We start from the raw sequence: 24,841 nt of genomic DNA on the forward strand, positions 1-24,841 counted from the left end.
TATTCAACTATTTGAAATCGACGTCAATGGTTTCATTTTGTTCCCAATTTGCGCGTATAGTAAAGGTTCTATCCAAGTACCATAATCTTTCTGCCTGTTTGCCTTTGTAAACATCTCCTGGATCCCATTTACCGTTCTTATTGGCATCTTCAATAATTCTTAAGGAATACTTACCTCCCGGGAATTTCAGATATGACAATTGTCTATTTGCTGGTAAAGTTTGTACGTTGAAGATTTTATCTTTCTTTTCGTCTATTAATTCAACAATATAAGTCATGGCTGAATCTAATCCTGTAAAGTTAAGGTTGATATCGCCGTAATTATCCGCCTCATTTAAGGTAAAGGCTAACTTACTTTCTTTGTTGAATTCATCAAAAGGTCCCAAAATTGCTTTTTCCTGTAATACCAATTCGTAATTTTTATTGGGTCTCCAGTTGAATCGGATATGGTACATTTCCTTATCCACAGAATCTTGTTGTAATTGGAAATTTCTTCTGGATACAGAGTCTTCCGTTAGAATAATTTTATTCTTGTCCACAGAAGCGATAGGGTAGGAGGATGTCAATTCAATATGTTTCACGCGATCAACCTTATTGCTGATGTTGAATTTTGGAACAATGTTTTTATCAACTTTAATTCCCCTAGCTTTTCGGAATTCAATGGTATCTATTACTTGATTGTTTTCGGATAACTGTAGTTTCACGGAATCATAATCCATTGTTGCTGTATAAACTTTAATGGTATCCGTAGTTGGGTTTAACCTTACGATCTTATTTTGATCCAGATTGCTAGGTTCCATGATTTTTACCGAAGGATTATTTAAACTCCTATTAAAGGTTAATAACATGGCCCCATCATTATTGACTTTCTTTTCTAAGTTTCTATAAATCAATGGTATACCTTTAGTATATTCTAATTTTATTCCAAATACATTCTGAGTTAGATGAATACTATCGGATTGAAAGCCTATCCATTCTTCATTAACATTATAGATCTTATCGTTATTTAAATCTTTAATAGCATATACTCGGTAGGTATCTTCTCTTAAGTTTTTAAACTTAAAGTTTCCAGATGAATCTACTGCAGTGTAATAAGAAGCTTTTTTCTTGCCAAAAATAGAATCTTTGGCTGTTGGTATTAAGATAGCAATTACTTCTTTATCCTTATTTAAATCAAATTCCTTGGTATAGCCATTCAATACTGATCCTTCGATAGTTAATGAGTCCAATTCTGGTCCGGTTGAAAATACATAGGTGTAATTCTGAATTGGATTTCCTTCATTGTAGTCTACCAAGCCTTTTCCAAAATTAATAGTATAGGTTGTGTTTTCCTCTAAGGAATCAGGAAGTGTAATTATTAAATTCTTCTTTTTTATTTTGGGCTGAATGGAAGTAGCGGCATCCGGTGAAAGATTAAATTCACGTTGCCAACTTGCTAATTTGATGTACTCGTCAAAAGTCAAGACGATATCTTTCGCTTTGAAATTTCTTGTAAGATTTGCCGGAGATTCATTTAATAATTTTGGAGGGATGGAATCTTTTGGTCCTCCAGTTGGTCTTTGCATGTTCGCACATTGCATAAAACTCAGACTAATCATTAAAATAAAGCCTAAAAACAGTATCTTTTGAAATAAGCCTGTTTTTAGACGATTTGAGGAAATATTATCTTTTTTGGAGTCGTAAGTCATAAAAATTAAAATAATGTCTTAAATCGCTTTATTTTAATACTGTGTTTATTTTATTTATAATACTGATTATCAGTGTATTAGCTCATATGTACCATTAATACACTGATATCTGCTGGCGATACACCAGAAATACGCGAAGCTTGACCTAATGTTCTAGGTTTTACCTTTAATAGTTTCTGACGGGCTTCAATAGATAGTGAAGTTAATGAATTATAATCAAAGTCAGGATTGATTTCTTTGTCTTCCATTTTTTTCATCTTATTCACAATCTCCATTTCTTTTTCAAAGTAGCTATCATACTTTACTTTTATTTCTGCCTGTTCAATTGTTTCAGCATCAAATTGAGAAAGGTAGGTTGAAAGATTTTCATCTGCTCGACGTATATCTGACATTTCGATTTGTGGTCTACTTAGTATATTGAAAAGTCTTGATTTTTGAGAAATTGGACTCGAACCTTTTTCATCTAATACCTTATTCATATTATCTGCTGTAACAGAATTATTTTTTAAGTAGTCTACAATATGATCTGAATTCTTAATCTTATCATTAACGATTTGCAAACGTTCATCGGACACTAATCCTAATTTATGTGCGATAGGGGTAAGGCGAATGTCAGCATTATCCTGTCTTAATAAAAGTCTATGTTCTGCTCTGGAAGTGAACATACGATATGGCTCTTCAGTACCTTTGGTAACAAGATCATCAATTAATACACCGATATAAGATTCCGATCTTTTTAAGATCAATTCATGTTCATCGTTTATTCTTTGGTGTGCATTGATACCAGCTACGAATCCTTGTGCTGCTGCTTCTTCGTAACCAGTCGTACCATTAATTTGGCCTGCAAAGAAAAGGTGTTTAACACTTAAAGTTTCTAAGGTTAAATCCAATTGCATAGGAGGGAAGTAGTCGTATTCAATGGCGTATCCCGGTCTATACATTTTGGCATTTTCAAAACCTGGTATTAATTGCAACGCTTTTAATTGTACATCCTCTGGTAGGGAAGTAGAAAATCCATTTACATAAATTTCTACTGTACGGAATCCTTCAGGTTCTACGAATATTTGATGTCTTTCACGTTCTGCGAAACGGTTGATTTTATCTTCAATAGATGGACAATATCTTGGCCCCAATCCTTTAATTCTACCAGTGAACATCGGTGATTTCTCAAATCCGGTTTTAAGGATTTCATGTACTTCTGGGTTAGTATAAGTTATCCAACAGCAACGTTGTTCTGTTGGTATCTCTACATTGGTATAAGAGAATCTACCCTTATTTTCATCACCCCACTGTTCTTCCATGAGGCTATAGTTTAGACTTCTTCCATCAACACGAGGAGGGGTTCCGGTTTTCATACGTCCGGATTCAAAGCCTAGTGAAACCAATTGTTCGGTTAATCCTGTTGCTGCCTTTTCTCCAGTGCGGCCACCACCGAATTTCTTTTCACCAACGTGGATAATTCCATTTAAGAATGTACCATTGGTAAGCACGACGGCATCAGATTCTATTCGGATACCCATAGATGTAATTACCCCACAAGCTTTATCGCCTTCTACTATTACTTCTTTGACGGTATCTTGCCACATATCCAAATTAGGTATGGACTCTAGTTGCCAACGCCACTCTTCTGCAAAACGCATACGATCATTTTGCGTTCTTGGACTCCACATAGCAGGTCCTTTGGATAGGTTCAACATACGGAATTGTATGGTTGACTTGTCAGCAATGATTCCGGTATATCCACCCATCGCATCGATCTCACGGACGATCTGTCCTTTCGCTACACCACCGATAGCAGGGTTGCAACTCATCTGTGCTATCACACCCATATTCATGGTTATGAGTAGGACCGAAGACCCTAGGTTTGCTGCTGCCGCTGCTGCTTCACAGCCCGCATGGCCAGCCCCTACTACAATTACATTATACTTTTTAAACATATGGTATTTTCAATGTTTCACGTGAAACTGTATGGTTGAAGTTTCACGTGGAACGATTGTTATTCTTGTTATATATATTCTGCTAATTCCATCCAACGCTCAGTCTTGTTGTCAAGATTGGATTTTGTTTTTTCAATTTCTTCAGCGATCTTCTGTAGCTCGACATGGTCGTTGCTACTGGAGAGCTCGCCAGACAATTGGCTGATCTGCTCTTCAAGATCGGCTATTTCCTTTTCTAAGCTTTCAAATTCTCTTTGCTCCTTATAGCTTAGCTTTTGCTTATTGTCCTTTTCTTTTACTTGGATTTTTTCTTGCTTCTTCTCTACTTTCTTTTCCGCAGCTTCTAGCTCTAATTGTTCTTGCTTAAAGTCGGCGTAGTTTCCATTGTAGATGACTACTTCTCCATCACCTTTGAATACGAACAATTGCTCGGTAAGTTTATCAATGAGATAACGGTCATGGGATACCAAGATCAAGATGCCTGGATATTCTTCAAGAAATTCTTCCAATACATTTAAGGTGTCGATATCTAGATCATTCGAAGGCTCATCCAATATCAAGAAGTTTGGATTAGCCATAAGGACACGCATCAACTGCAAGCGCTTCTTTTCTCCTCCACTAAGTTTGGATACGAATCCAAACTGCTTCTCCGGTGGGAATAAGAATTTGGTCAATAGCTGCGAAGCAGTAATGACTTCTCCGTTCTTCATCTCGATGAAATCGGCTACATTTTTAACAATGTCCAATACCCGCTCGTCAGCAGAAAAGCTTAAGCCTTCTTGTTTGTAATATCCATATTTGGTTGTCTCACCAACCGATAATATTCCTGAAGTAGGGGAGAGCTGATTCGTAATCAAATTTAAGAAGGTAGTCTTTCCACTTCCGTTTTTTCCAGCTAATCCAATGCGATCACCTTTCTTAAATACATAGGAGAAATCCGATATGATCTTCTTGTCAGGAACTTCAAAGGAGACCTGTTCTAACTCCAATATTTTATTACCCTGACGGGAAACTTTAACCGACAGTTCGACATTGTCCTTCTTTCTAGGCCCTTTAGATTTCTCCTCCAGATCATAGAAAGATTCTATCCTTGCCTTTGCTTTAGTACCTCGAGCTTGTGGTTGACGACGCATCCAGTCAAGTTCCTTTCGCCATAGGTTCCTTGCCTTGTCTGCTGCCAATATTTCATTGGCTTCACGCACAGCTTTTTTCTCTAAGAAGTACGCGTAGTTACCCTTGTAGGTATAGACTTGTCCTTTATCCAATTCGCGAATTTCCGTACAGATATTGTCAAGGAAGTAACGGTCGTGGGAAACTAATAGGACTGTCTTTTGACCAGTGGATAATAGTTTTTCTAACCATTCAATGGTTTCAATATCCAAATGGTTGGTAGGCTCATCCAGTATATAGATATCTGGTTCATCGATCAAGAGCTTGGCTAATGCAAGGCGCTTCTTTTGTCCACCACTGAGTGAATCAATACGCTGGTTGAAATTTGATATCTGAAAACGATTTAAGATCGTTTTGATATTATTCTCATATTCCCAAGCATTTAGATTCGTCAGTCTTTCGGTTACATCTAAGAATTTTTTAGATGTAACATCTTGGTTTTCAATTAATTGTTCATATTCTTTAATGAGCTGTTGTTGCTCATTATCCATACTGAAAATGAAGTCGTTAATAGTAGCCAGATTAGAAAAATCTGGATCTTGATGAAGATATCCTATCTGAAGTCCTTTCTCTTTGACTACTCGACCCTTGGTGGGCTCGATTAATCCGGCAAGGATTTTCAATAGGGTAGACTTACCTGTCCCGTTAATACCGACCAAGGCTACTCGGTCACCTTTCTGTAAGGCAAAATGTAAATCGTTGAATAACCATCTATCGTTAAAGGAATGGCTGACTTGTTCTGTGCTTAAAATACTCACGCTGATGTCCTGACGTAATAATCCAAGCACAAAATTATTAAATATTTGTTAGTACTGATATGTTTTAATTGAAAAGTCTACAGAGGACTGACGGAAGTTCCAGATTAATTTAGTCTGTAGGAAGCAATCAGATTAAATCTCGGGATGTGCACATGGAAGATAGAATTGTCCAATTCACGGATCATTTCATAATATCCTTCCATAAAACCAAGCTCACTTTTGAGGTTACAGCCGGAGACATACTGGTGTGATTCACCAGGTGCTAATATAGGTTGCTCACCCACAACACCATCTCCATCCACCTGCTTATTAGTGCCGATAGAATCAAATATATTCCAATGTCTTCTCAACAATTGAACCGTATATTCACTTACATTTTCAATAGTAATCCGATAGGCAAACATGAAATGCTCATTCTCTGGATTGGAATATTCAGACTGGTATGTTGATTCGACTGAAATCTTTACTCCTGATGTGATTTGTGTCGTCATTGTAGTCAAATATATTAATTAAGCTGTTTCGTACAAATATATTCCTTAGACTATACAGTTAAAATACGGTTTTTATACAAAAAAATTACATAACCCATTGAAATTAAGTTATTATGAAATTATTATACTCATTTTATTTTTCTAGTTAATTGTAATATTTCTATTAAAATGAGGTAGAATTGGTTAATTAGGAAAATGAGATATTCTATAAAATTGCCTAGGTTTGTAACATGGATAAAGGCTCCTTATATTTAATTCCAGTTCCTTTGGCGGAGGATGCCGCGAAAGCATCTTACACTTTTTTGCATCAGGATATTATAAATAGTATTCAGGAATATGTGGTAGAGAATGAGAAAACCGCTAGGAAATTCTTAAAAGAAGCTGGGTTAAAGCGTCCGCAGAGTGAGTTAATCATTCATGATTATGGAAAGCATCAACGCGAAAAGGTTGATTACCAGAAATTGTTTTCTTCTGCTCTTCAAGGAAAGGATATAGGCTTGATGTCTGAGGCTGGTTGCCCCGCTATTGCTGATCCTGGATCGGAGGTCGTTGCTGAGGCGCATAAGCGAGGAATCCGTGTTATTCCAATGGTTGGTCCTAATTCTATATTACTAAGCTTGATGGCATCTGGATTCAATGGTCAACAATTTAGTTTTTATGGTTATCTGCCAATCGATAAGGGAGCAAGAACAAAGAAATTAAAGGAGCTTGAACAACAAAGCCAACGAGAAAAGGCAACCCAGATATTCATTGAAACACCATTTCGAAATAATCAACTGCTGACAGATCTATTAAAATCCTGTAAACCTCAAACCCAACTTTGTATAGCCTGTAATATTACGGGATCTGATGAATACATTGCTACCAAAACCTTGGCTAAATGGAAGGATGAGAAAATTGATCTTCATAAGAAACCATGTATATTTTTACTTTATGCAGGCTAAACTGTATTTTTATAAGGAATGTCATATTGCTGATTAAATTGTTCTATTAGAAGACATTTATTCAGTGATAAAATAGATCAGAGATTTAATCATAATTGCTAAATACTAAAGTTTAAATAATTCAGAATGCCAGAAGCACTTTCTCCAGAGTTCGTACAAGAAATATATCGATTTCTTATTTTTATTGCCATTGTTGTATTGATTGTATGGGCCTTGTTTGCTAATACCATACGTTTAACCCTAAAATTAATTAAGAAAGAGAATCGATTATTATTACCAAACCAAGTATGGTTTTTAGTTGTACCCTTTTTTAATATTTATTGGAATTTTGAAGTAGCCAAAAGACTTTCTTATTCATTGAATAATGAATTTTACGATCGTAAGATTGAAGTAGAGGAGAATCCTGCCTATAAAGCAGGGATGATTTATTCATTTGCCTTTCTAGCTTATTATATCCCTTTTCCAGATTTTTTTAAAATTCTGACTTTTATCGTCTGTGTGGTATATTTTATATCATATTGGTATAAGATCAATTCCTATAGGGAGCTGATAATTGAACATAATAAGTGGTTGGAAAGTCAAGACCAAAAACATGACAAACATGAAAATTAAGGATATTATTCAATATTTGGAGGAGATTGCCCCATCGAATTACCAGGAGAGCTATGATAATTCTGGATTGATTGTAGGGGATGCCAATCGGGAGGTTAAGCAGGCCTTGATTTCATTAGATTGTACGGAAGAGGTGGTGGAGGAGGCAATCCGTAAAGGATGTGACCTAATCATCTCTCATCACCCTATTGTATTTTCCGGGATGAAGCAATTCAACGGAAAGAATTACGTGGAACGTACGGTTATCAAAGCCATCAAGCATGATATCGCTTTATATGCTATTCATACCAACCTGGATAATGTATTGGGCGGGGTGAGCAGTAAAATGGCCGATATATTGGGTTTAGAGAATCAAGCTATTTTACGACCTAAAAAAGGTTTGTTAAAGAAGCTGGTGGTTTATGTGCCTAGAGCCAATGTGGAAGAAGTACGTTCAGCGTTATTTGAAGCAGGAGCAGGTGCCATTGGAGATTATGATCAATGCAGTTACAACACGGCGGGATATGGTACTTTCAGACCATTGGATGGAGCCAATCCAACGATTGGTGAAGTAGGAAGTCAAGAACGCGTCGAAGAGACAAAAATTGAAGTGATCTTTCCTGCTCAATTGGAAAGAAAGATCTTGGTTGCGATGTTATCGGCACATCCTTATGAGGAGGTTGCATATCACATCGTGAGTCTAGATAATAACATTTCTTATGTAGGTTCTGGTGCTATTGGGAACCTAAAAGAGCCGATGCCTGCCGAAATGTTCTTAAGATTGTTAAAAGAAAAATTCAACTTGCAAGTTATTCGTCATACGGATTTATTGAGTAAAAACATTTCCCGAGTGGCCCTTTGTGGAGGTGCTGGAGGATTCCTTTTAGGGGATGCTAAGCGTTCTGGAGCAGATATCTTCATTACGGCAGACTATAAATACCATGAGTTTTTCGACGCTGAGGGCGAGATAATTATTGCGGATATTGGACATTTTGAGAGTGAACAATTTACGCAAGAATTATTGTTAGATATAATTACGAAAAAATTTGCTAACTTTGCTGTCCTATTGACGGAAATAGACACAAATCCAATAAAATACTACAGTTAATGGAACAAACCGTAGAACAAAAACTAAAAGCTTTATGGGCATGGCAGTCTGTGGAGACTCAGATCGACAAGATTCGCCAAGTGCGTGGTGAGTTACCTATTGAGGTAGCAGACCTAGAGGATGAGATCGCAGGTTTAGATACGCGCATAGAAAAGATTCGCAATGAGTTGGACGAATTGGAAGACTCTATTGTGAAACGTAAGAACATGATTAAGGATTCGCAAACTGCAATCAAGAAATACGAAGCACAACTTAACGAAGTAAAGAATAATCGTGAATATGATGCAATTTCTAAGGAAATTGAAATTCAGGGATTAGAGATACAAGTATGTGAGAAACGTATTCGTGAAGCAGAGTTTGAGATCAAGAACAAAACGGAATCTTACGATGCAACAGTGAAGAACGTTGAATTCAGCAAAGGCGAGTTAGATGGTAAAAAACAAGAGTTAGAAACCATCACTTCAGAAACTCAAATCGAAGAAGATCAATTGTTAAAATCAGTTGCAGATGCTGAAAAACAAATCGAAGATCGTTTATTGAAGGTGATCAAGAAATTACGTAAATCATTCCGCAATGGATTGGCAGTAGTTTCTATTGAGCGTGATAGCTGTTCAGGATGTCACAACAAGATTCCACCTCAATTACAATCAGAAATCCGCCAACGCAAGAAAATCATTATTTGCGAACACTGCGGACGTATTTTAGTAGATGAAGAAATTGCTAACGAAGAAGCATAAACATAAAAAGGCTGCACACCGCAGCCTTTTTTATTTCTCCTCCCCTCAAGTGCAAAGTCTAGCATAAAAAAACCTTTTTTAGAGGTAAAATATTCCTTCCCATTTTAGCATAGATAAATCCTAAAAACGTAATATTTAGGATATACAGGCGTATTAAGCCATTTTAATGACTAATAATTTATATTTTTAGTTTTCATACCAATTAATGTTTATGCTAAAAAATATTTTAACACTATTAGCTCTTTCTGCTGGTCATTTGGTTATGGCCCAATCAGGTGGAGAGACGCTCTTATTGCGCAATCCTAGCATCAGTGAAAAGCATGTCACTTTTGTCTATGGAGGCGATATCTGGATCGCTGAAAAAAGTGGTCAAAATCCTCGTCGCTTAACTGTTAACCCTGCTGTTGAGCAAAATCCTATTTTCTCGCCAGACGGTTCAAGAATAGCTTTTACTGGTAATTACGATGGTAATACCGATGTTTATGTTATTTCAATTGACGGTGGTGCTCCACAGCGTGTAACTAACCACCCTGCTGCTGATGTATTACGTGGATGGATTTCTAATGATGAGGTTTATTTTACGACTCAACGTGAGTTGACCTATTCATTGGGAGCAAGATTGTATAAATCAAAAATCAACGGCTCTGTTGATTACCCACTACCGATGCCTGAAGCGAATCAAGGTTCTCCATCTGCAGATGGACGTTATTGGGCTTATATTAAAAATGGTGATCCTACAGAAAGAGATCGGGTAGCTTTTAAACGCTATCGCGGTGGCGGCATGCCATCAATCTGGATCTTTGATACCAAAACCAATGAGATTCAAACTGTACCTGGTGACAAGTGCAACGATGTTAAACCAATTTGGTTAGGGGATAAGGTGTATTTCTTGTCAGATAGAGACAAGACCGTTAATGTATTTAGCTACGATGTTAAAACCAAGCAAGTAGAGAAATTAACGAAATTCTCTGATTACGATGTCCGTACATTAAACGGGCGTGGTAATGAATTGGTATTTGAACAAGCCGGCAAGCTTCATATACTAAATACAGCAAGTAAAAAATCTACACCACTGAGCATTCGTTTAAATGCTGATGCCATGTATAAACGTGCGCATTATGCCGATTTAAATGAGAGTATCCGTGGTTGGGAAGTATCTCCTACAGGTCAGCGTGCGCTATTTGAATCGAGAGGAGAGATTTTCTCTGTACCGAAAGAGAAAGGCGATGCTCGTAATATTTCCAATTCTCCAGGAAGCCATGAACGCTTTCCTGCTTGGTCTCCTAATGGTAAATGGATCTCCTATATCTCAGATAAAGGCGGTCAATACCAATTGGTATTACGCGATCAAAAGGCCGTAAATGATCCAGTATATATCAAATTAGGGGATACTAATTTCTATTTCCAACCAACATGGTCTCCAGATAGTAAGAAATTGTTCTATTCTGATTCGCACCTTAACCTTTACTATGTCGATATCGATAGCAAGAAAGTGGTTAAAGTTGCTGATGATTATTTGGGATCTCATACGGGAAGAACCTATAATATGTTTCAACCAACATGGTCATATGATTCTAAATGGATTTCCTTTGTTAAGACCCTTCAGAATGGTGTAACTGCCATCTACATGTATAATTTGGATACGAAACAAACGCAACAGATTACCGATGGTATGAGCAATGTTTCTTCTCCAGTATTTACTAGAGATGGAAAATATTTGGTATTCAACAGCAGTACAGATGTAGGCTTGACCAATTCAGGTTTGCACATGACTGCTTATGATCGCCGTCCGCAATTTAATTCTTATGCTTTCTTACTTTCGAGTGAGACGCCTTCTTTCTTTAAGAATGAAAGCGATGAAGAGACTGTAAAGTCTGATGAACCGAAAAAAGAAGAAAACAAAGACAAGGAAAGCGATAAAGCAAACGATAAAAATAAAGGAAAGGATAGCAAAGCCGCAGATTCTAAAGGCAAGGAAGCTGATAAGAGCAAAGAGAAGTCCAAGGACATTAAAGTTGATTTCAATAACATCAACAGTCGTATTTTAGCTTTACCTATTCCTGCAGGCTCTTATGGATTTGATGGTCATGTTGAAAACCAATTGATCTATGTGCGCGATCGTAATATATATGCCTTTGACTTCAATAAAATGGAAGAAAAACCAATCGCTGAAAATGCAGGTGGTTTTACTATTTCTGCTGATGGTAAGCAAATGCTTTATAGTAATCGTCAAGGATATTATTTAGTAACAGCGGGTCAAAAAGTAGGTGGTGAAGCTGGTAAATTAAAACTCGATAACATCAAGTTATTGGTTGAACCTGAGCAAGAATGGAAGCAAATCTATAATGAAGTTTGGGCTATGCAAAAGGACTTCTTCTACGTGGAGAATATGCATGGTGCAGACTGGAAAGCTGTTAAAGCAAAATACGAGAAATTCCTACCTTATGTTAATCACCGTTCTGATTTAGGATATCTATTAAATGAAATGCTAGGGGAATTGGTGGTAGGCCATAGTTACATCTATCCAGGAGATGAGCCTTCTGCACCTTCGGTATCTACAGGTGTTCTAGGAGCTGATTTCACGATTGAGAACAATCGATATAAGATTCAGAAGATCTACAGCCGTATGGACTGGAATCCTTCCTTTAAAGCGCCATTAGCTGAGCCAGGATTGAACCTTCAAGAGGGGATGTACATTTTAGCAGTAAACGGAAAAGAATTGACTGGAGACATCGATATCTATAGCCTGTTTGATAACACCGTTGATAAACAAGTTAATTTGAAGATTAACGACAAGCCAAGCTTATCTGGTGCAAGAGATGTGGTGGTTAAACCGATTTCCTTTGGAAATGAGGTGGCATTACGTCGTCAAGAATGGGTAGAAAGAAACCGTAAGAAGGTAGATCAATTAAGTAATAATCAGATTGCTTATGTGTATATGCCAAACACTGGTCGTGAAGGTTATGTCTCTTTCAACAGATATTATTTCTCTCAAATGGATAAAAAAGCTTTACTATTAGATGAGCGTAATAATGGTGGTGGTTCTGTTGCAGATTATGTGATTGATCTATTATCTCGTGATTTAATAGCGGGATGGGGAATCCGCGATGGACGTAGCTTTACTACTCCAGGTAATGGAATCTTTGGTCCAAAAGCTATGATCATTAATGAGAACGCAGGTTCTGGTGGTGATATGATGCCATACATGTTCCGTCATAAAGGATTGGGTAAATTAGTAGGTCGTACGACCATGGGTATCCTTGTTGGTATCAGTGGCTATCCGCCATTGATTGACGGAGGAAGTGTTACTTCGCCAAACTTTGGTGTATTTGACTTGAAAGGTAATTACATCATTGAGAACGAAGGTGTGGCACCAGATGTATTTGTGGAGCAAACACCTAAAGATTTAATAGAAGGTCGTGATCCGCAATTGGAAAAAACCGTTCAGATCCTTTTAGAGGAAATGAAAACATATCCTTACAAAGAAATTAAAAAACCGAAAGATCCAATTCGGGTTAATTAATTCCTATTAGTAAAAGCCGGCATATCCTGCCGGCTTTTATTTTACCAGCATCTTGTTCTCTTCTGTTGGGACATTATAAGGCGCTCTATTGCCTTTTAGGCTTTAAAGTTCTACATTTGGGGATGCTAATAGAAATCTGGTCAGATATCATGTGTCCCTTTTGTTATATTGGGAAACATCAATTTGAAAACGCTTTAAATCAACTTTCCTTTAAATCGGATATTGAGGTTCTTTACAAGAGTTACCAATTAAGTCCGGAATATCATTATGTTGAGGGAGATACAACGTATGGCTTTTTAAGTCGTTCGAAGGGTATTACCGTAGAGCAGGCAAAGGAGATGACAGGTCATGTTGTTCAGATGGCTAGTCAGGTTGGCTTAAACATTGATTTTGACACCAATATTCCAGCAAATACCTTCAAATCGCATGAGTTAATTCATTTTGCGGCTAGTCAAAATAAGGCAAAGGAGATGAAGGAAAGGTTATTTCAAGCTCATTTTGAACAGGGTAAGAATATTGAAGACCTGGAGGTATTAGTACAATTAGCTGAAGAAGTAGGCTTAAACTCAGACGAAGCTCGTGAAGCATTGAAAACAGACCGTTATGCTACGGCTGTACGTCGTGATCTTCAAGAAGCCAAACAAATTGGTATTCGTGGTGTACCTTTCTTCTTATTTGATCGAAAATATGCAGTTTCTGGTGCTCAAGGTGCTGATGCCTTCCAAGAAGTTATCACGAAGAGCTACGAGGAATGGAAAGCAAATAAACCAGATATTACATTTCTGAAGTCCAATGATGATGCGCCTAACTGTGGCGACGACGGCTGCACTATCTAATAAATACATAACGAATTATTCCATATGGAAGCACACAAACAGCACTCTCCTTGGTATTCTCTAATGATTCTTTTAGGATTAACACTAGGTTGTGCCTTTGTGACTCAATTTTTAGGACTGATTGGTTTTGTATTAGTAACAGGTAAAGCAGATTGGTTGTTTAATCCGGAAGCTGCGACCGGACTGTTGGAATCGCCTGGATTTCTTTATAGCACACTTTTGATTAGTAGTGTGGGAACTTTTTTACTTCCTTCCCTGATCTTACAGAAAATGGAGAAGGGGCAATACCACTATTTTCCAAGTAATACCAATAAGATTGGACTGTATCTACTCCTTACGCTAATCTTTTTAGTGGTTTTTAATCCTGCTATGGAATTTATCAGTCTCTGGAACCAGAAGATGTCTTTTCCAGAGTCTATGAAGGGAATTGAAACCTGGATGTTCGATAAGGAACAAGAGTCTTCTTATATCATTGAAAAAGTAATCGTTACGACAAGTCCTTTGTTTTTATTTCTCAACCTGATTGTTATGGCAATTGTGCCAGCTATTGTTGAGGAGTTTTATTTCAGAGGATCTTTACAGGGCATATTGACGCGTATGTTTGGCAATATCCATGTAGCTATTTGGGTTACAGCCATTGTGTTTTCAGCTATCCACTTGCAGTTTTATGGTTTCTTTCCACGCATGATATTGGGACTTATCTTCGGATATTCGTTTTATTGGACACAAAACATTTGGGTCGCAGTATTTGGGCACTTTATCAATAATGCCGCAGTAACCATTATTGCCTATGTTTTACTCAATGAAGGCAAAACATTCAAAGAAATTCAAACAATGGAATCATATTCCAGTATATATTATATCCTAAGTGTACTATTGGCGATAGCGGTAGGATACTATTTTTATCAAGTTAGCCGAAAATCACATGAGCATAAGCAATCCCAATTGGGTTAAAATTAGAACCTTTACCAATGCTGTTCAAGCAGAAATCGTCAAGCAGATGCTTGTTGAAAACAATACCCCTGCAGTTCTGATGAATAGACAGGATTCTTCTTATTTGTTTGGCGTTATAGAGCTCTATGTTGATATTGATCATCAAGTAGAAGCAGCAGCATTGATAGATAGTTTTGATGAGGAGGATCAAGAGAATGAAAACTAGAGCAATTACTGGTTTTTTCTTTGTCCTGGTATTGGTTGCAGCAACCCTATTCAATCCCTATGTGTTTGCAGCCTTCTTTTCACTAGTGGCGGTATTAGCTGCGCGTGAGTTCTTTAACATCTGCCAATCGGAGGATACTAAACCATTGACACAACCAGGGACTATCACTGCCCTTGTTTTATCGGCTGTATTCTGTTTCATAAACTTTGGCTATTTGCAGCCAAGATCATTCTTATTAATAGTTCCCTTTATCGTCCTTTTATTTGTTTCATCACTTTATTTGAAGCGAGAAAAACCATTTCATGATATTGCCTATACCATTTTAGGTATCCTTTATGGAACTGTGCCATTTTTATTTTTTATTAGTCTAGGCTTTTTGAATAAAAATGAATTTGACCCCTATATTCCCCTTGGCTTTTTGATTTTATTATGGACCAATGATACTGGGGCATATTTAACTGGTCGTACTTTTGGACGAACTAAACTATTTGAAAGAATCAGCCCAAATAAAACTTGGGAAGGCTTTATTGGTGGAGTATTGTTGGCTATTGGGGTATCCTTTATTCTAAATCACTATTTCGGAGGTCTTTCTACTTATCAATGGGTCGGTATGGCAACTATTATTGGAGTGTTTGGTACATTGGGTGATTTGGTGGAATCTATGCTTAAACGAAGTTTGGGCATTAAGGATTCTGGACAAATCCTTCCAGGGCATGGCGGGTTCTTAGATCGCTTTGATGGCCTATTAATTGCTGCTCCATTGGTATATTCACTATTACTTCTATTTTAGGCACTATGCATATTGAAAAAAGCACATTCGATTTTTTAGTTCAACTAAAGGAAAACAATAACCGAGAATGGTTTCAGGATAATAAAGCCAGTTATGAACAAGCTCATGCCAATGTTTTAGCTTTTATTGAAGGCATTATCCAGGAATTATCTAAAATCGATCCGCATATCAATACGGACATATCGGCCAAGAAATGCCTATTCCGCATATATCGTGATGTACGCTTTTCTAAAAACAAGGATCCTTATAAATCTTGGTTTGCTGCAGGAATATCGGTAGACGGACGTAAGTTGGCTGGGCCAGAATATTATATTCATATCGAACCAGAAGGTACTTTCATAGCAGTAGGCTATTGGAGACCTGAGAAACAACACTTAGAAGCTATTCGTCAGGAGATTGATTATTCTGCTGAGGAACTTTTCAAAGCATTAGAAAAAGGAGGGTGGAAAGCAGAAGATATGTCTAGTGAAGATAAACTACAGAGACCCCCAGCAGGCTATGCTGCAGACAACGAGCATATCGAGCTTTTAAAGCACCGCAGCTTCATTCTGCACAAGAACCTTAGCCGAAAGGAAATGGAGTCGTCTAAGGCGCTAGAAACAGTTATTAAGGCGTACGCTAGTATGATACCCTTTAAGGAATTTATTCATCAAGCCATAGATCAATAAGGCATACTTATTTTCCCCATGCATACTGCTGGTGAATCTTGAATGTTCTGTACGTTTTCCGGATTACCAGCAACACTTTCATTCGCCAAGATGGCGAATAGGCACGCTTCTTTAGCATCAGGATTAATTCCCAATACTTCAAAAGATTGTACTTTATCCGGAAAAGCAGTTGCTATCTGTTCTATAAGAAGCGGATTGTGCAATCCACCACCACTCACATACAGCTGAAAATCATCTAATCCTGCTGTTGCCTTTTCTATTCCCTTGATAATGGTCTGTGCTGAGAAGGCATTCAAAGTAGCCATTGCATCCTCAGGTTGTATGCTAATGAGGTCCGCATCTTCAATTTTTTGCTCCAAATAATCCAGATTAAACAATTCAGGACCTGTAGTCTTGGGAAAAGGAAGATTTAAGAATTCTTCGTATTCCAGTTCCGCCAATAAGGTCTGGTGTATGGAGCCTTGTTTAGCAATCGTAGCATCTTTGTCCATTTCTTGACCATAATGCTTAAACATAAACTGGTTCATCATGGTATTACCAGGTCCAAGATCTGTGGCATAAGCCTCCATTGTAGAGCCTTTTTTAGGCAAGAAGGTGAAATTGGAGATTCCACCAATGTTCAATAGAATGCGGTTTTCTTTTGGAGAACTAAACAAGAGATAATCACCATAGGCAGCTAATGGAGCACCTTCGCCACCTGCAGCTAGATGTTTTTGACGGAAGTCCGATAGGGTTATAATACCTGTCTTCACAGCAATATGGTCGCCATCTCCCAATTGTAAAGTGCTGTTGGGTAAGCTGCGGTCTCCTGTGAGAGACTGCGGAGCATGATAAACCGTCTGTCCATGACTGGCGATTAAATCAATATCAGCTGCTTTCAATCCCCAATCTTTTAGGGCTTCCAATATTAAATCAGCATGGACCAATGCAATATGAGCATGCAGTCCACATAAAGTTTGTTGGTCAACGTCTCGTTTTGCAAATACTTCACGAACCTGATCGCGGAAAGATTGATCATAATCTTTGCAGATAAAATTCAATAATTCTACCTCCGTTTGATCACCTGCCCCTTTGATTCGGCATAAAGCGATATCCAAACCATCCAAGGAGGTGCCCGACATTAATCCAATGATTAATCTTTCTTCTTTAGAGGCAAGCTGATAAAGGTTGACGATGCTCGTATTCATAGTATAAAAATACATTTAACTTTTGTAATATGCTTTCTTAATCCTATTTTTGAGGGAAAAACAAATATTTAAGACATGAATTTTCCTTCTGAATTAAAGTACACCAAAGACCACGAATGGATTCGTGTAGAAGGTGATGAAGCTGTTATCGGAATTACAGACTTCGCTCAACGCGAATTAGGTGATATCGTATTCGTTGATATCAACACTGTTGGTGACGAGGTTACTGCAAACGAAGTATTCGGTACAATCGAAGCCGTTAAAACTGTTTCTGATCTTTTTATGCCAGTAAACGGTACTGTATTAGCAGTAAACGATGCTATTGATGCATCGCCAGAATTGGTAAACTCAGATCCTTACGGTGAAGGATGGATCATCCGCGTGAAATTATCTAACCCAGCTGAGGTAGATAGCTTACTTTCTGCAGATGGATATAAAGCTGAAGTTAATGCGTAAGCATTTTAAAGCATAATAAAACGCCCGATAGAATCTATCGGGCGTTTTTAGTATTTAGTATTTAGTACAGAGTAGTTAGACCTATTGGCGGGATAAAAGTACCGTCATTTACAACTCAGAGTGAGGCATGCATCGCCCGCTAATACGCTCAAAAAACTATCCCGCCAATAGGTCTATCTACTAAATACTAATTACTATATACTACAAAAAAAAGCCCCTATGAACACTCATAGGGGCTTTTTTTTATAAATCGTTTTCTTATTTCTTGATATAAGATACTTCTTTAACGGCTTTAACCACTTTCGCGATGCTTGGAAGGGAAGCTTCTACCAAGGTAGGTGCATAACCCAATGGAACATCTGCTGAAGTAACACGTACGATAGGTGCATCTAAATAATCGAATGCATGTTTTTGAACGTGGAAAGTAACTTCTGAAGAGATAGATGCCAAAGGCCATGCTTCTTCAACAATTACTAAACGGTTAGTTTTCTTAACAGAGTCGATGATTGCTGGGAAATCAATAGGACGTACCGAACGTAAGTCGATTAATTCTACATTGATTCCTTCTTTTGTCAATTCCTCAACTGCAGGGATAACAACACGTGATAACATTTTACCAAAAGATACAACAGTTACATCTGTTCCTTCTTTGATTGTATTTGCTTTACCGATAGGTAAGTAGTATTCTTCTTCAGGCACTTCACCTTTATCACCGTACATCACCTCAGACTCCATGAAAATTACTGGATCTGGATCGATGATTGCTGATTTTAAAAGACCTTTTGCATCATATGGCGTAGAAGGAACAACCACTTTCAATCCTGGTGTATTAGCATACCAGTTTTCGAAGTTTTGGGAGTGTTGTGCTGCCAATTGTCCAGCATTTCCTGTAGGGCCTCTGAATACGATAGGACAAGAGAATTGTCCGCCACTCATTTGGTGAATCTTCGCTGCTGCGTTGATAACCTGGTCAATAGCTACTAAAGAGAAGTTGAAAGTCATGAACTCAATGATTGGCTTTAATCCGTTCATCGCTGCACCAACCCCAATACCTGCAAAACCAAGCTCTGCAATCGGCGTATCGATAACACGTTTAGCACCAAATTCATCAAGCATGCCTTGACTCACTTTGTAAGCACCATTATATTCAGCGACTTCCTCGCCCATTAAAAAGATTGTTTCATCTTTGCGCATTTCTTCGTTCATCGCTTCACGAAGAGCTTCTCTGAATTGTATTTCTCTCATCAGTATTACAAATAGTGTCTTTTGTTTAGATTAGGCAAAAATACTATTATTTATCGAATATTTGTTAGCGCAGTGTACTATTTTCGATGCAATGCCCCCTATGGCTCGGAATCTAAAAGTCTGATTCCCTTTTCTGGTGGTTTAGGAAATTTTGTAACCAATCATTCAAACTTTGTAAGGCTTTTGGAATATTCCAGTTCGCCGTGTTGCGCTCTTCCACCAAATTGGAAACCGCACGAACCTGAATACAGGGCACTCCAGCCTCCTGTGCCGCGTAGAAAAATGCTGCCCCTTCCATACTCTCTAAACAGTTCTTTGGCAGTTCCGCTTGTAACTTATTAATCGTGTCTGCGGAGCCATGAACCATATTTACAGAAATAGCATCTGCATAGGGAAGGTTATGGTAAGCCGCAACAAGGTCTTCTGCCGGTAATCGCTCTGAAAAAGACGATTCCCCAAATCCCATTTGTTCGATCGGAAGGAAAGAGCTTCCCTGTTCAGCACCGAAACGAAAAATTCGGTCAGACTTGATTTTGAATACCGTCGCTAATTCATGTTCCGGATTAAAACTCCCTGCGATACCCACATTGACCAATAGATCATAACTACGCTCTTGAAGGCGCTTGCCAAGCGCATAGGCCGTCGCAACCATGCCTACTCCGGTTACCAAATAATCAATTCGATAATGGTTGAAGGTGGGAACTGAATCGGCAATTTCAAGTTCCGTAGCAGATACAATAAGAATGTTCATATGCGCGAAGTGAAAATACTAAATTACGTTTATTTGCCTTATCTTTGTACTATGATTTATATTACACGACGCGAACGCTTTAACGCTGCCCATAAATTGTACCGGGAAGACTGGACTTTAGAAGAAAATGAGCGCGTTTTTGGCAACTGTTCCAACCCCAATTGGCACGGCCATAACTACGACTTGTTTGTGACTGTAAAAGGCCATATTAACCCTGAAACTGGTTTCTTGATCGACTTGAAACGAATGAAAGATATTATCATTCAAGAAGTAATCGATAAATTAGATCATAAGAATGTAAATCTTGATGTAGATTTTATGAAAGGAAAGATGGCTTCTACGGAAGTTATTGCCGTTGAAATATTCAATATACTGAAACCTTTCTTTGATCAGGAGAATGTGATCTTACATGCTGTCCGTCTGCACGAGACTGAAAACAATTATGTCGAATATTTCGGCGAATAACCTCAAAAATAATAGCAAACAAAAATGAGCAAATTTCAACAATTTGAAGATGCCGAGCAAGACGGCTATCTTAAAATAGATCAGTACAACGAGAAAAATGTTGAACGTATTGCAGAACACTATATCGATATCCTAGAGGCTATCGGCGAAGACCCGAAACGTGAAGGCTTAATTAAAACTCCAGAGCGTGTTGCTAAGGCTTTGCAGTTCCTGACGCACGGTTATGATATCGACGCCTCAGAAGTATTGCGTAGTGCCATGTTCCAAGAAGAATACAGCCAAATGGTTGTTGTGAAGGATATCGAGGTGTATTCTATGTGTGAGCATCACATGTTACCTTTCTTCGGAAAGGCACATATTGCCTATATCCCGAATGGCCATATCGTTGGATTAAGCAAGATCCCTCGTGTGGTGGATATCTTTGCTCGCCGTCTTCAGGTTCAAGAACGCTTGACCAATGAAATCAGGGATTGTATTCAGGATACATTGAAGCCTGCTGGTGTAGCTGTCGTAATTGAATGTAAACACATGTGTATGGCAATGCGAGGGGTGCAAAAGCAAAACTCCGTAACTACGACTTCTGCGTTTACAGGTGCATTTCAAAACGATGTAACGCGTTCAGAATTTTTAAGACTGATAACAGCATCTTTGGATTAATAACCCAAGACAAAGCATATAAAGGGCTAAACATTCAATTTGTTTAGCCCTTTTTCTTTTTAAAAATAGTGGGGAGACCGCTTTCCTATTAGATAGGAGATGTGAGATGGGAAGGGGGATTTATTTAACGGTCGAAGCATGCTTCGACCCTACGGTTATCTTAGTTGGGATTCTTAAAATCACGATTGTTTGTAGGGGCGATGCATGCATCGCCTGCATTTATATATTCTTTTTACCTATCCTTAAATACGAGACGGATTTTGGAAAGGAAGTTTCTTCGGCTAACCACAGAATAAACCGATTTTGTGAGGGGGGAACAAAATTTCTACCCCGACAAAAGGCCTAAAATCTGATGTCTTTGGTCTGTGTTTTACTCGTCTTAAACAGGGGTTTACTAGGTGTTTGGTAGGGGTTGGATTCGAGACTCTAACGGAACTCCTTCGGAACTTTTTCGGATCTCCTTCGGATCTCGTTCGGTTCCGACCGAACGAGATCCGAAGGAGATCCCTATCATATCCTAAGAAATTCCGTAGGGTTCTCGAATCCAACTAGAAGGAATACATAACTTAACTCGAAGCAATATGGAACGATGTACCTGTTTTGAGTTTAAAAATACCTTACTATTTACAGCATTTTTTAGGGAAACGTATTATGAGCTTTTATGTCGAGAATTAATAAAAACGCTTTCCTCCAGCTAAAAACCCGAAATGGGCTGAGGATAAAAATATAGCTGTTTTGGCTTTATATCGCTATGATCTGTTACTTGTTAAGTTGTTGGAAAAGAGTTCTTTAGTAAAAATGTCTTGGAGAAATGAAAGCCTAATTCTTATCTTTGCCCGGTATGTTTGAAGAATCTGAGCGTTTTAATGCCTACTTAGAGGATACTACGGACGGCGAAAATGCGTTGTTAAAAAAGGTCAATCGAGAGACCTATTTGAGGGAGACGATGCCACATATGTTATCGGGTCACTATCAAGGAAGAGTACTTTCGATGTTAAGCAAAATGGTTCAACCACGCTTAGCCTTAGAGATCGGGACATTCACAGGTTATGCGACCTTATGTTTGGCCGAGGGATTAGCAGAAGGAGGAGTTCTACATACGATTGATATCAACGAGGAGCAACAGGAGCGGGTTCAGGGATATTTCGATGAATCGGGCTTTGGAGATCAAATTGTATATCATATCGCTGATGCGGCCGATGAGATCGCGAGGATCGAAGGGGTTTTTGACTTGGTATTTATCGATGCGGATAAGAAACGTAATTTATACTATTTCAACGCTTTGATCGACCGCGTACGTTCTGGGGGGATCATCCTGGTAGACAATGTCCTTTGGAAGGGCAAGGTATTGGATGAACAGCCGGACAATCAGACAAAACAAGTAATTGAATTAAATCAAACACTGGCAAGTGACGAACGGGTAGAGAAGTTGATATTGCCGATTAGAGATGGGCTTTTTGTGCTACGCAAAAAGTAGTGTTAAACTAAAAACAGGTTTATGCTAAAGCATTGTAGAAAGATTTTTGTGGTATGTATACTTACTACATTGACTTCCTTGGGCGCCTTTGCTCAAGACTACACAACAAAGACGTATATTGCTAAGCACAGTTCGGCTGCGCAGAAGCTTATGCGAGAAACAGGCGTACCGGCCTCAGTAATTTTGGCGGTCGCTATTCATGAGAGTGCATACGGCAATAGCCGCATCGCTCGTTACCTCAATAACCATTTTGGTATCAAGGGTAAAAACAGCAGCAAGAAGATTCGTTCTGCCTATAAGGGATACGAGTCACCGATGGATTCTTACCGTGATTTCGTCGGCTTATTGCAGCGCAGAAAGGCAACACAGCCTTTGTTCGAGAAGCATGATTCTAAGGATTATCAATCTTGGGTAAAGGGAATTGCTCGCTCGGGATACTCGGAAACCAGCGATTGGTCTAGAAAAGTGATTTCTACGATTGACCGTTATGATTTAGAGAAATACGACGAAAAGACAAACCTCAATTAAGGGCATTTCAAGACGATGAAGAAGGTAGCATTGGCCAGTTTAATATTGGCCTTATTTTTCGTTTCATGTGGAACGAAACGCGGTACGGTGCTTAAGCATCCACACGGGAAAACCAATACCCACACAGCCTCTAAGCCAGGCAATAAAGGGGCTACCTCTACTTCAGGCCTTACCTATATTGAGCGCTATAAGAGCATCGCCATCGAGGAGATGAATAAGTATGGAATACCTGCAAGTATTAAGCTTGCTCAAGCCATCTTAGAATCCGGCAATGGTAATAGCGACCTTGCCTTGAGAGCCAATAACCACTTCGGCATCAAATGTGGCGGTACCTGGAACGGTAAATCAGTCACTAAATCGGATGATAATCCCAACGATTGCTTCCGAGTATATGATAATCCAGAACAATCTTTCCGAGATCACTCCCAATTCTTACTTCGTAAACGTTATGAGAAGCTCTTTCAATTGAGCAAAAACGATTATAAAGGTTGGGCTCGTGGCTTAAAGGATGCTGGATATGCGACCAACCCTAGATATCCTCAGCTATTAATAGACCTGATTGAGCGTTATAATTTACAGCAATACGATACAGCAGAACCGAAGGTTGAAGTTATCGCTCGCGTTGAAAAGGTAGATCAGATTATTGAGCATAAAGAAGAGGTAGAGCCGCCCGTTCCCGCGGAGGAAATAAAGAAGCCTGTGGCTATGAAAATCTATGAAGTGAAAGCTTCTGATACCCTGACTGCTATTGCGAGCAGAAACAATGTTTCGGTTAGCGACTTGAAAGCTTGGAATAGTTTAAGCTCGGATGCGGTTTCCGTAGGACAACTCCTGGTCGTATCAAAATAGTTACAGGAGCTATTAAAAGATGTTAAAAATTAGAAAGCTATCCATCTATACTGTAGCTTTATAAAGTGAAAACCTTATTACTTATTTTATTTCTAGGAGCTATCTCATTACCACATATCGGTCAAGCACAACAACGTTTGGATGGTATCGTTTATGATGTAATAACGAAACAGCGATTGGGGGAAGTTCAAATCCGTAATATTGGTAATAACAATTCCATTTACAATGATTCGCGGGGCGAGTTTAGCATTACTGCTTCTCCAGGAGATCAACTCATCTTCCGGAAAGCGGGTTATTTGTCCGATACGATCGTTTATAAGAATCAAGCGGCTTTGATCGTTAATCTTAAGGAAGCGGTGAAGCAGATACAGGAGGTTCAGGTTTATGGACGCAGAAATCCTGATGATGTATTGGACGAGATGAAGCGGGAATATAAGAAGGCTTTCAATTTAGCGGCTCCAAAGGAAGCGATTTCTATCGGCCCGACTGGGGTGGGGCTGAGCATCGATTATTTGTACAGTATGGTTAGTAAAGAAGCGAAGAATGCGCGCCGATTTACGGAGTTTATCGGGAAGGTTCATGAACAAAATATTATTGATTATCGATTTACTCCAGAATTAGTACGAAATTTGATAGGACTGGAAGGTGAAGATTTGCAGGTGTTCATGAAGTTGTTTAGACCATCGTATGAGTTTATTAGTACCGCCACTGAAATGCAGTTACGGAATTACATAAAAAAACAATACGAAATCTTTAAACTACACCCAAATTTGCGACCTTTGCGGGAATTGCCAGATATCAAACTAGATGTTAAAAAAGAGAAATAG

Annotated in this window: 24 protein-coding genes; 17 read left to right on the forward strand and 7 right to left on the reverse strand. The window is 38.5% G+C overall.

Annotated features, from left to right (window positions below):
- Positions 1 to 7 precede the first annotated feature (7 nt).
- From ACP6L2_RS13650 to apaG, 4 genes are all read right to left on the reverse strand, one after another.
- Positions 8 to 1,597: an Ig-like domain-containing domain gene (locus ACP6L2_RS13650; RefSeq protein ID WP_440509896.1), complete on the reverse strand. Its 1,590-nt coding sequence runs from the start codon at positions 1,595 to 1,597 to the stop codon at positions 8 to 10.
- A gap of 167 nt (positions 1,598 to 1,764) precedes the next feature.
- Positions 1,765 to 3,624: a tRNA uridine-5-carboxymethylaminomethyl(34) synthesis enzyme MnmG gene (gene mnmG / locus ACP6L2_RS13655; RefSeq protein WP_440509897.1), complete on the reverse strand. Its 1,860-nt coding sequence runs from the start codon at positions 3,622 to 3,624 to the stop codon at positions 1,765 to 1,767.
- A 68-nt stretch (positions 3,625 to 3,692) separates the two neighbouring features.
- Positions 3,693 to 5,552 carry an ABC-F family ATP-binding cassette domain-containing protein gene (locus ACP6L2_RS13660; RefSeq protein WP_440509989.1) on the reverse strand — a complete coding sequence of 620 codons (1,860 nt, stop codon included), beginning with the start codon at positions 5,550 to 5,552 and terminating at the stop codon, positions 3,693 to 3,695.
- A gap of 104 nt (positions 5,553 to 5,656) precedes the next feature.
- A complete protein-coding gene (gene apaG / locus ACP6L2_RS13665; protein ID WP_440509898.1) occupies positions 5,657 to 6,043 on the reverse strand; it encodes a Co2+/Mg2+ efflux protein ApaG in 387 nt (128 codons plus the stop codon).
- Positions 6,044 to 6,273: 230 nt separating this feature from the next.
- Between apaG and ACP6L2_RS13670 the strand changes: the two genes are divergently transcribed.
- From ACP6L2_RS13670 to ACP6L2_RS13715, 10 genes are all read left to right on the forward strand, one after another.
- Positions 6,274 to 6,987, forward strand: a complete 714-nt coding sequence (locus tag ACP6L2_RS13670; protein WP_440509899.1) for an SAM-dependent methyltransferase — start codon at positions 6,274 to 6,276, stop codon at positions 6,985 to 6,987.
- Positions 6,988 to 7,113: 126 nt separating this feature from the next.
- A complete protein-coding gene (locus tag ACP6L2_RS13675; RefSeq protein WP_440509900.1) occupies positions 7,114 to 7,599 on the forward strand; it encodes a hypothetical protein in 486 nt (161 codons plus the stop codon).
- The gene (locus ACP6L2_RS13680) at positions 7,589 to 8,686 is read left to right on the forward strand and encodes a Nif3-like dinuclear metal center hexameric protein (protein WP_440509901.1); all 1,098 of its coding nucleotides are present in this window, start codon (positions 7,589 to 7,591) and stop codon (positions 8,684 to 8,686) included. Before ACP6L2_RS13675 ends, ACP6L2_RS13680 begins: the two co-directional genes overlap by 11 nt.
- Positions 8,686 to 9,423 carry a zinc ribbon domain-containing protein gene (locus ACP6L2_RS13685; protein ID WP_344675238.1) on the forward strand — a complete coding sequence of 246 codons (738 nt, stop codon included), beginning with the start codon at positions 8,686 to 8,688 and terminating at the stop codon, positions 9,421 to 9,423. Before ACP6L2_RS13680 ends, ACP6L2_RS13685 begins: the two co-directional genes overlap by 1 nt.
- A 211-nt stretch (positions 9,424 to 9,634) precedes the next feature.
- Positions 9,635 to 12,946: a S41 family peptidase gene (locus ACP6L2_RS13690; RefSeq protein ID WP_440509902.1), complete on the forward strand. Its 3,312-nt coding sequence runs from the start codon at positions 9,635 to 9,637 to the stop codon at positions 12,944 to 12,946.
- A 122-nt stretch (positions 12,947 to 13,068) separates the two neighbouring features.
- Positions 13,069 to 13,782, forward strand: coding sequence for a DsbA family oxidoreductase (locus ACP6L2_RS13695; RefSeq protein ID WP_440509903.1), 714 nt, complete (start codon positions 13,069 to 13,071; stop codon positions 13,780 to 13,782).
- Between the two features lie 24 nt (positions 13,783 to 13,806).
- Positions 13,807 to 14,736 carry a lysostaphin resistance A-like protein gene (locus ACP6L2_RS13700; protein ID WP_440509904.1) on the forward strand — a complete coding sequence of 310 codons (930 nt, stop codon included), beginning with the start codon at positions 13,807 to 13,809 and terminating at the stop codon, positions 14,734 to 14,736.
- Entirely contained in the window at positions 14,708 to 14,941 is a 234-nt protein-coding gene (locus tag ACP6L2_RS13705) for a putative signal transducing protein (RefSeq protein ID WP_440509905.1), read from the forward strand. The genes ACP6L2_RS13700 and ACP6L2_RS13705 overlap by 29 nt, the downstream gene beginning before the upstream one ends.
- Positions 14,931 to 15,731: a phosphatidate cytidylyltransferase gene (locus ACP6L2_RS13710; RefSeq protein ID WP_440509906.1), complete on the forward strand. Its 801-nt coding sequence runs from the start codon at positions 14,931 to 14,933 to the stop codon at positions 15,729 to 15,731. Before ACP6L2_RS13705 ends, ACP6L2_RS13710 begins: the two co-directional genes overlap by 11 nt.
- Positions 15,732 to 15,736: 5 nt before the next feature.
- A complete protein-coding gene (locus ACP6L2_RS13715; RefSeq protein WP_440509907.1) occupies positions 15,737 to 16,399 on the forward strand; it encodes a DUF2461 domain-containing protein in 663 nt (220 codons plus the stop codon).
- On the opposite strand, the gene ACP6L2_RS13720 is transcribed toward ACP6L2_RS13715, so the two are convergent.
- Positions 16,393 to 17,586 (reverse strand): anhydro-N-acetylmuramic acid kinase, encoded by a 1,194-nt coding sequence (locus tag ACP6L2_RS13720; RefSeq protein WP_440509908.1) that lies wholly within the window; start codon positions 17,584 to 17,586, stop codon positions 16,393 to 16,395. The two genes, ACP6L2_RS13715 and ACP6L2_RS13720, sit on opposite strands and share 7 nt — an antisense overlap.
- Positions 17,587 to 17,661: 75 nt before the next feature.
- Here ACP6L2_RS13720 and gcvH point away from each other — a divergent pair, with 75 nt between their 5' ends.
- Positions 17,662 to 18,042 carry a glycine cleavage system protein GcvH gene (gene gcvH / locus ACP6L2_RS13725; RefSeq protein ID WP_440509909.1) on the forward strand — a complete coding sequence of 127 codons (381 nt, stop codon included), beginning with the start codon at positions 17,662 to 17,664 and terminating at the stop codon, positions 18,040 to 18,042.
- A 258-nt stretch (positions 18,043 to 18,300) separates the two neighbouring features.
- On the opposite strand, the gene ACP6L2_RS13730 is transcribed toward gcvH, so the two are convergent.
- Both ACP6L2_RS13730 and mqnB read right to left on the reverse strand, forming a co-directional pair.
- Positions 18,301 to 19,287 carry a pyruvate dehydrogenase complex E1 component subunit beta gene (locus ACP6L2_RS13730; protein ID WP_440509910.1) on the reverse strand — a complete coding sequence of 329 codons (987 nt, stop codon included), beginning with the start codon at positions 19,285 to 19,287 and terminating at the stop codon, positions 18,301 to 18,303.
- Between the two features lie 112 nt (positions 19,288 to 19,399).
- Positions 19,400 to 20,038, reverse strand: coding sequence for a futalosine hydrolase (mqnB, locus tag ACP6L2_RS13735; protein WP_440509911.1), 639 nt, complete (start codon positions 20,036 to 20,038; stop codon positions 19,400 to 19,402).
- 51 nt (positions 20,039 to 20,089) lie between these two features.
- Between mqnB and ACP6L2_RS13740 the strand changes: the two genes are divergently transcribed.
- The 6 genes from ACP6L2_RS13740 (at position 20,090) to ACP6L2_RS13765 (ending at position 24,841) form a co-directional block, all read left to right on the forward strand.
- Positions 20,090 to 20,503, forward strand: coding sequence for a 6-pyruvoyl trahydropterin synthase family protein (locus ACP6L2_RS13740; protein WP_440509912.1), 414 nt, complete (start codon positions 20,090 to 20,092; stop codon positions 20,501 to 20,503).
- Positions 20,504 to 20,527: 24 nt separating this feature from the next.
- Positions 20,528 to 21,160: a GTP cyclohydrolase I FolE gene (gene folE / locus ACP6L2_RS13745; RefSeq protein ID WP_440509913.1), complete on the forward strand. Its 633-nt coding sequence runs from the start codon at positions 20,528 to 20,530 to the stop codon at positions 21,158 to 21,160.
- 841 nt (positions 21,161 to 22,001) lie between these two features.
- The gene (locus ACP6L2_RS13750; RefSeq protein ID WP_440509914.1) at positions 22,002 to 22,637 is read left to right on the forward strand and encodes an O-methyltransferase; all 636 of its coding nucleotides are present in this window, start codon (positions 22,002 to 22,004) and stop codon (positions 22,635 to 22,637) included.
- A 21-nt stretch (positions 22,638 to 22,658) separates the two neighbouring features.
- On the forward strand, positions 22,659 to 23,165 hold the full coding sequence (locus ACP6L2_RS13755) for a glycoside hydrolase family 73 protein (protein WP_344675221.1): 507 nt from the start codon (positions 22,659 to 22,661) through the stop codon (positions 23,163 to 23,165).
- Between the two features lie 15 nt (positions 23,166 to 23,180).
- Positions 23,181 to 24,014 (forward strand): glucosaminidase domain-containing protein, encoded by an 834-nt coding sequence (locus tag ACP6L2_RS13760; RefSeq protein WP_440509915.1) that lies wholly within the window; start codon positions 23,181 to 23,183, stop codon positions 24,012 to 24,014.
- Positions 24,015 to 24,079: 65 nt separating this feature from the next.
- Positions 24,080 to 24,841: a hypothetical protein gene (locus ACP6L2_RS13765; protein WP_440509916.1), complete on the forward strand. Its 762-nt coding sequence runs from the start codon at positions 24,080 to 24,082 to the stop codon at positions 24,839 to 24,841.

This window comes from Sphingobacterium lactis, from assembly GCF_051951495.1.
Lineage (GTDB): Bacteria > Bacteroidota > Bacteroidia > Sphingobacteriales > Sphingobacteriaceae > Sphingobacterium > Sphingobacterium lactis_A.

What these genes read in the sequence shown, in the direction of transcription:
- ACP6L2_RS13650 (WP_440509896.1), bottom strand. Translation starts at nt 1,597, where the DNA reads ATGATTAGTCTGAGTTTTATGCAATGTGCGAACATGCAAAGACCAACT.
- mnmG (WP_440509897.1), bottom strand. Translation starts at nt 3,624, where the DNA reads ATGTTTAAAAAGTATAATGTAATTGTAGTAGGGGCTGGCCATGCGGGC.
- apaG (WP_440509898.1), bottom strand. Translation starts at nt 6,043, where the DNA reads ATGACGACACAAATCACATCAGGAGTAAAGATTTCAGTCGAATCAACA.
- ACP6L2_RS13670 (WP_440509899.1), top strand. Translation starts at nt 6,274, where the DNA reads ATGGATAAAGGCTCCTTATATTTAATTCCAGTTCCTTTGGCGGAGGAT.
- ACP6L2_RS13675 (WP_440509900.1), top strand. Translation starts at nt 7,114, where the DNA reads ATGCCAGAAGCACTTTCTCCAGAGTTCGTACAAGAAATATATCGATTT.
- ACP6L2_RS13680 (WP_440509901.1), top strand. Translation starts at nt 7,589, where the DNA reads ATGAAAATTAAGGATATTATTCAATATTTGGAGGAGATTGCCCCATCG.
- ACP6L2_RS13685 (WP_344675238.1), top strand. Translation starts at nt 8,686, where the DNA reads ATGGAACAAACCGTAGAACAAAAACTAAAAGCTTTATGGGCATGGCAG.
- ACP6L2_RS13690 (WP_440509902.1), top strand. Translation starts at nt 9,635, where the DNA reads ATGCTAAAAAATATTTTAACACTATTAGCTCTTTCTGCTGGTCATTTG.
- ACP6L2_RS13695 (WP_440509903.1), top strand. Translation starts at nt 13,069, where the DNA reads ATGCTAATAGAAATCTGGTCAGATATCATGTGTCCCTTTTGTTATATT.
- ACP6L2_RS13700 (WP_440509904.1), top strand. Translation starts at nt 13,807, where the DNA reads ATGGAAGCACACAAACAGCACTCTCCTTGGTATTCTCTAATGATTCTT.
- ACP6L2_RS13705 (WP_440509905.1), top strand. Translation starts at nt 14,708, where the DNA reads ATGAGCATAAGCAATCCCAATTGGGTTAAAATTAGAACCTTTACCAAT.
- ACP6L2_RS13710 (WP_440509906.1), top strand. Translation starts at nt 14,931, where the DNA reads ATGAAAACTAGAGCAATTACTGGTTTTTTCTTTGTCCTGGTATTGGTT.
- ACP6L2_RS13715 (WP_440509907.1), top strand. Translation starts at nt 15,737, where the DNA reads ATGCATATTGAAAAAAGCACATTCGATTTTTTAGTTCAACTAAAGGAA.
- ACP6L2_RS13720 (WP_440509908.1), bottom strand. Translation starts at nt 17,586, where the DNA reads ATGAATACGAGCATCGTCAACCTTTATCAGCTTGCCTCTAAAGAAGAA.
- gcvH (WP_440509909.1), top strand. Translation starts at nt 17,662, where the DNA reads ATGAATTTTCCTTCTGAATTAAAGTACACCAAAGACCACGAATGGATT.
- ACP6L2_RS13730 (WP_440509910.1), bottom strand. Translation starts at nt 19,287, where the DNA reads ATGAGAGAAATACAATTCAGAGAAGCTCTTCGTGAAGCGATGAACGAA.
- mqnB (WP_440509911.1), bottom strand. Translation starts at nt 20,038, where the DNA reads ATGAACATTCTTATTGTATCTGCTACGGAACTTGAAATTGCCGATTCA.
- ACP6L2_RS13740 (WP_440509912.1), top strand. Translation starts at nt 20,090, where the DNA reads ATGATTTATATTACACGACGCGAACGCTTTAACGCTGCCCATAAATTG.
- folE (WP_440509913.1), top strand. Translation starts at nt 20,528, where the DNA reads ATGAGCAAATTTCAACAATTTGAAGATGCCGAGCAAGACGGCTATCTT.
- ACP6L2_RS13750 (WP_440509914.1), top strand. Translation starts at nt 22,002, where the DNA reads ATGTTTGAAGAATCTGAGCGTTTTAATGCCTACTTAGAGGATACTACG.
- ACP6L2_RS13755 (WP_344675221.1), top strand. Translation starts at nt 22,659, where the DNA reads ATGCTAAAGCATTGTAGAAAGATTTTTGTGGTATGTATACTTACTACA.
- ACP6L2_RS13760 (WP_440509915.1), top strand. Translation starts at nt 23,181, where the DNA reads ATGAAGAAGGTAGCATTGGCCAGTTTAATATTGGCCTTATTTTTCGTT.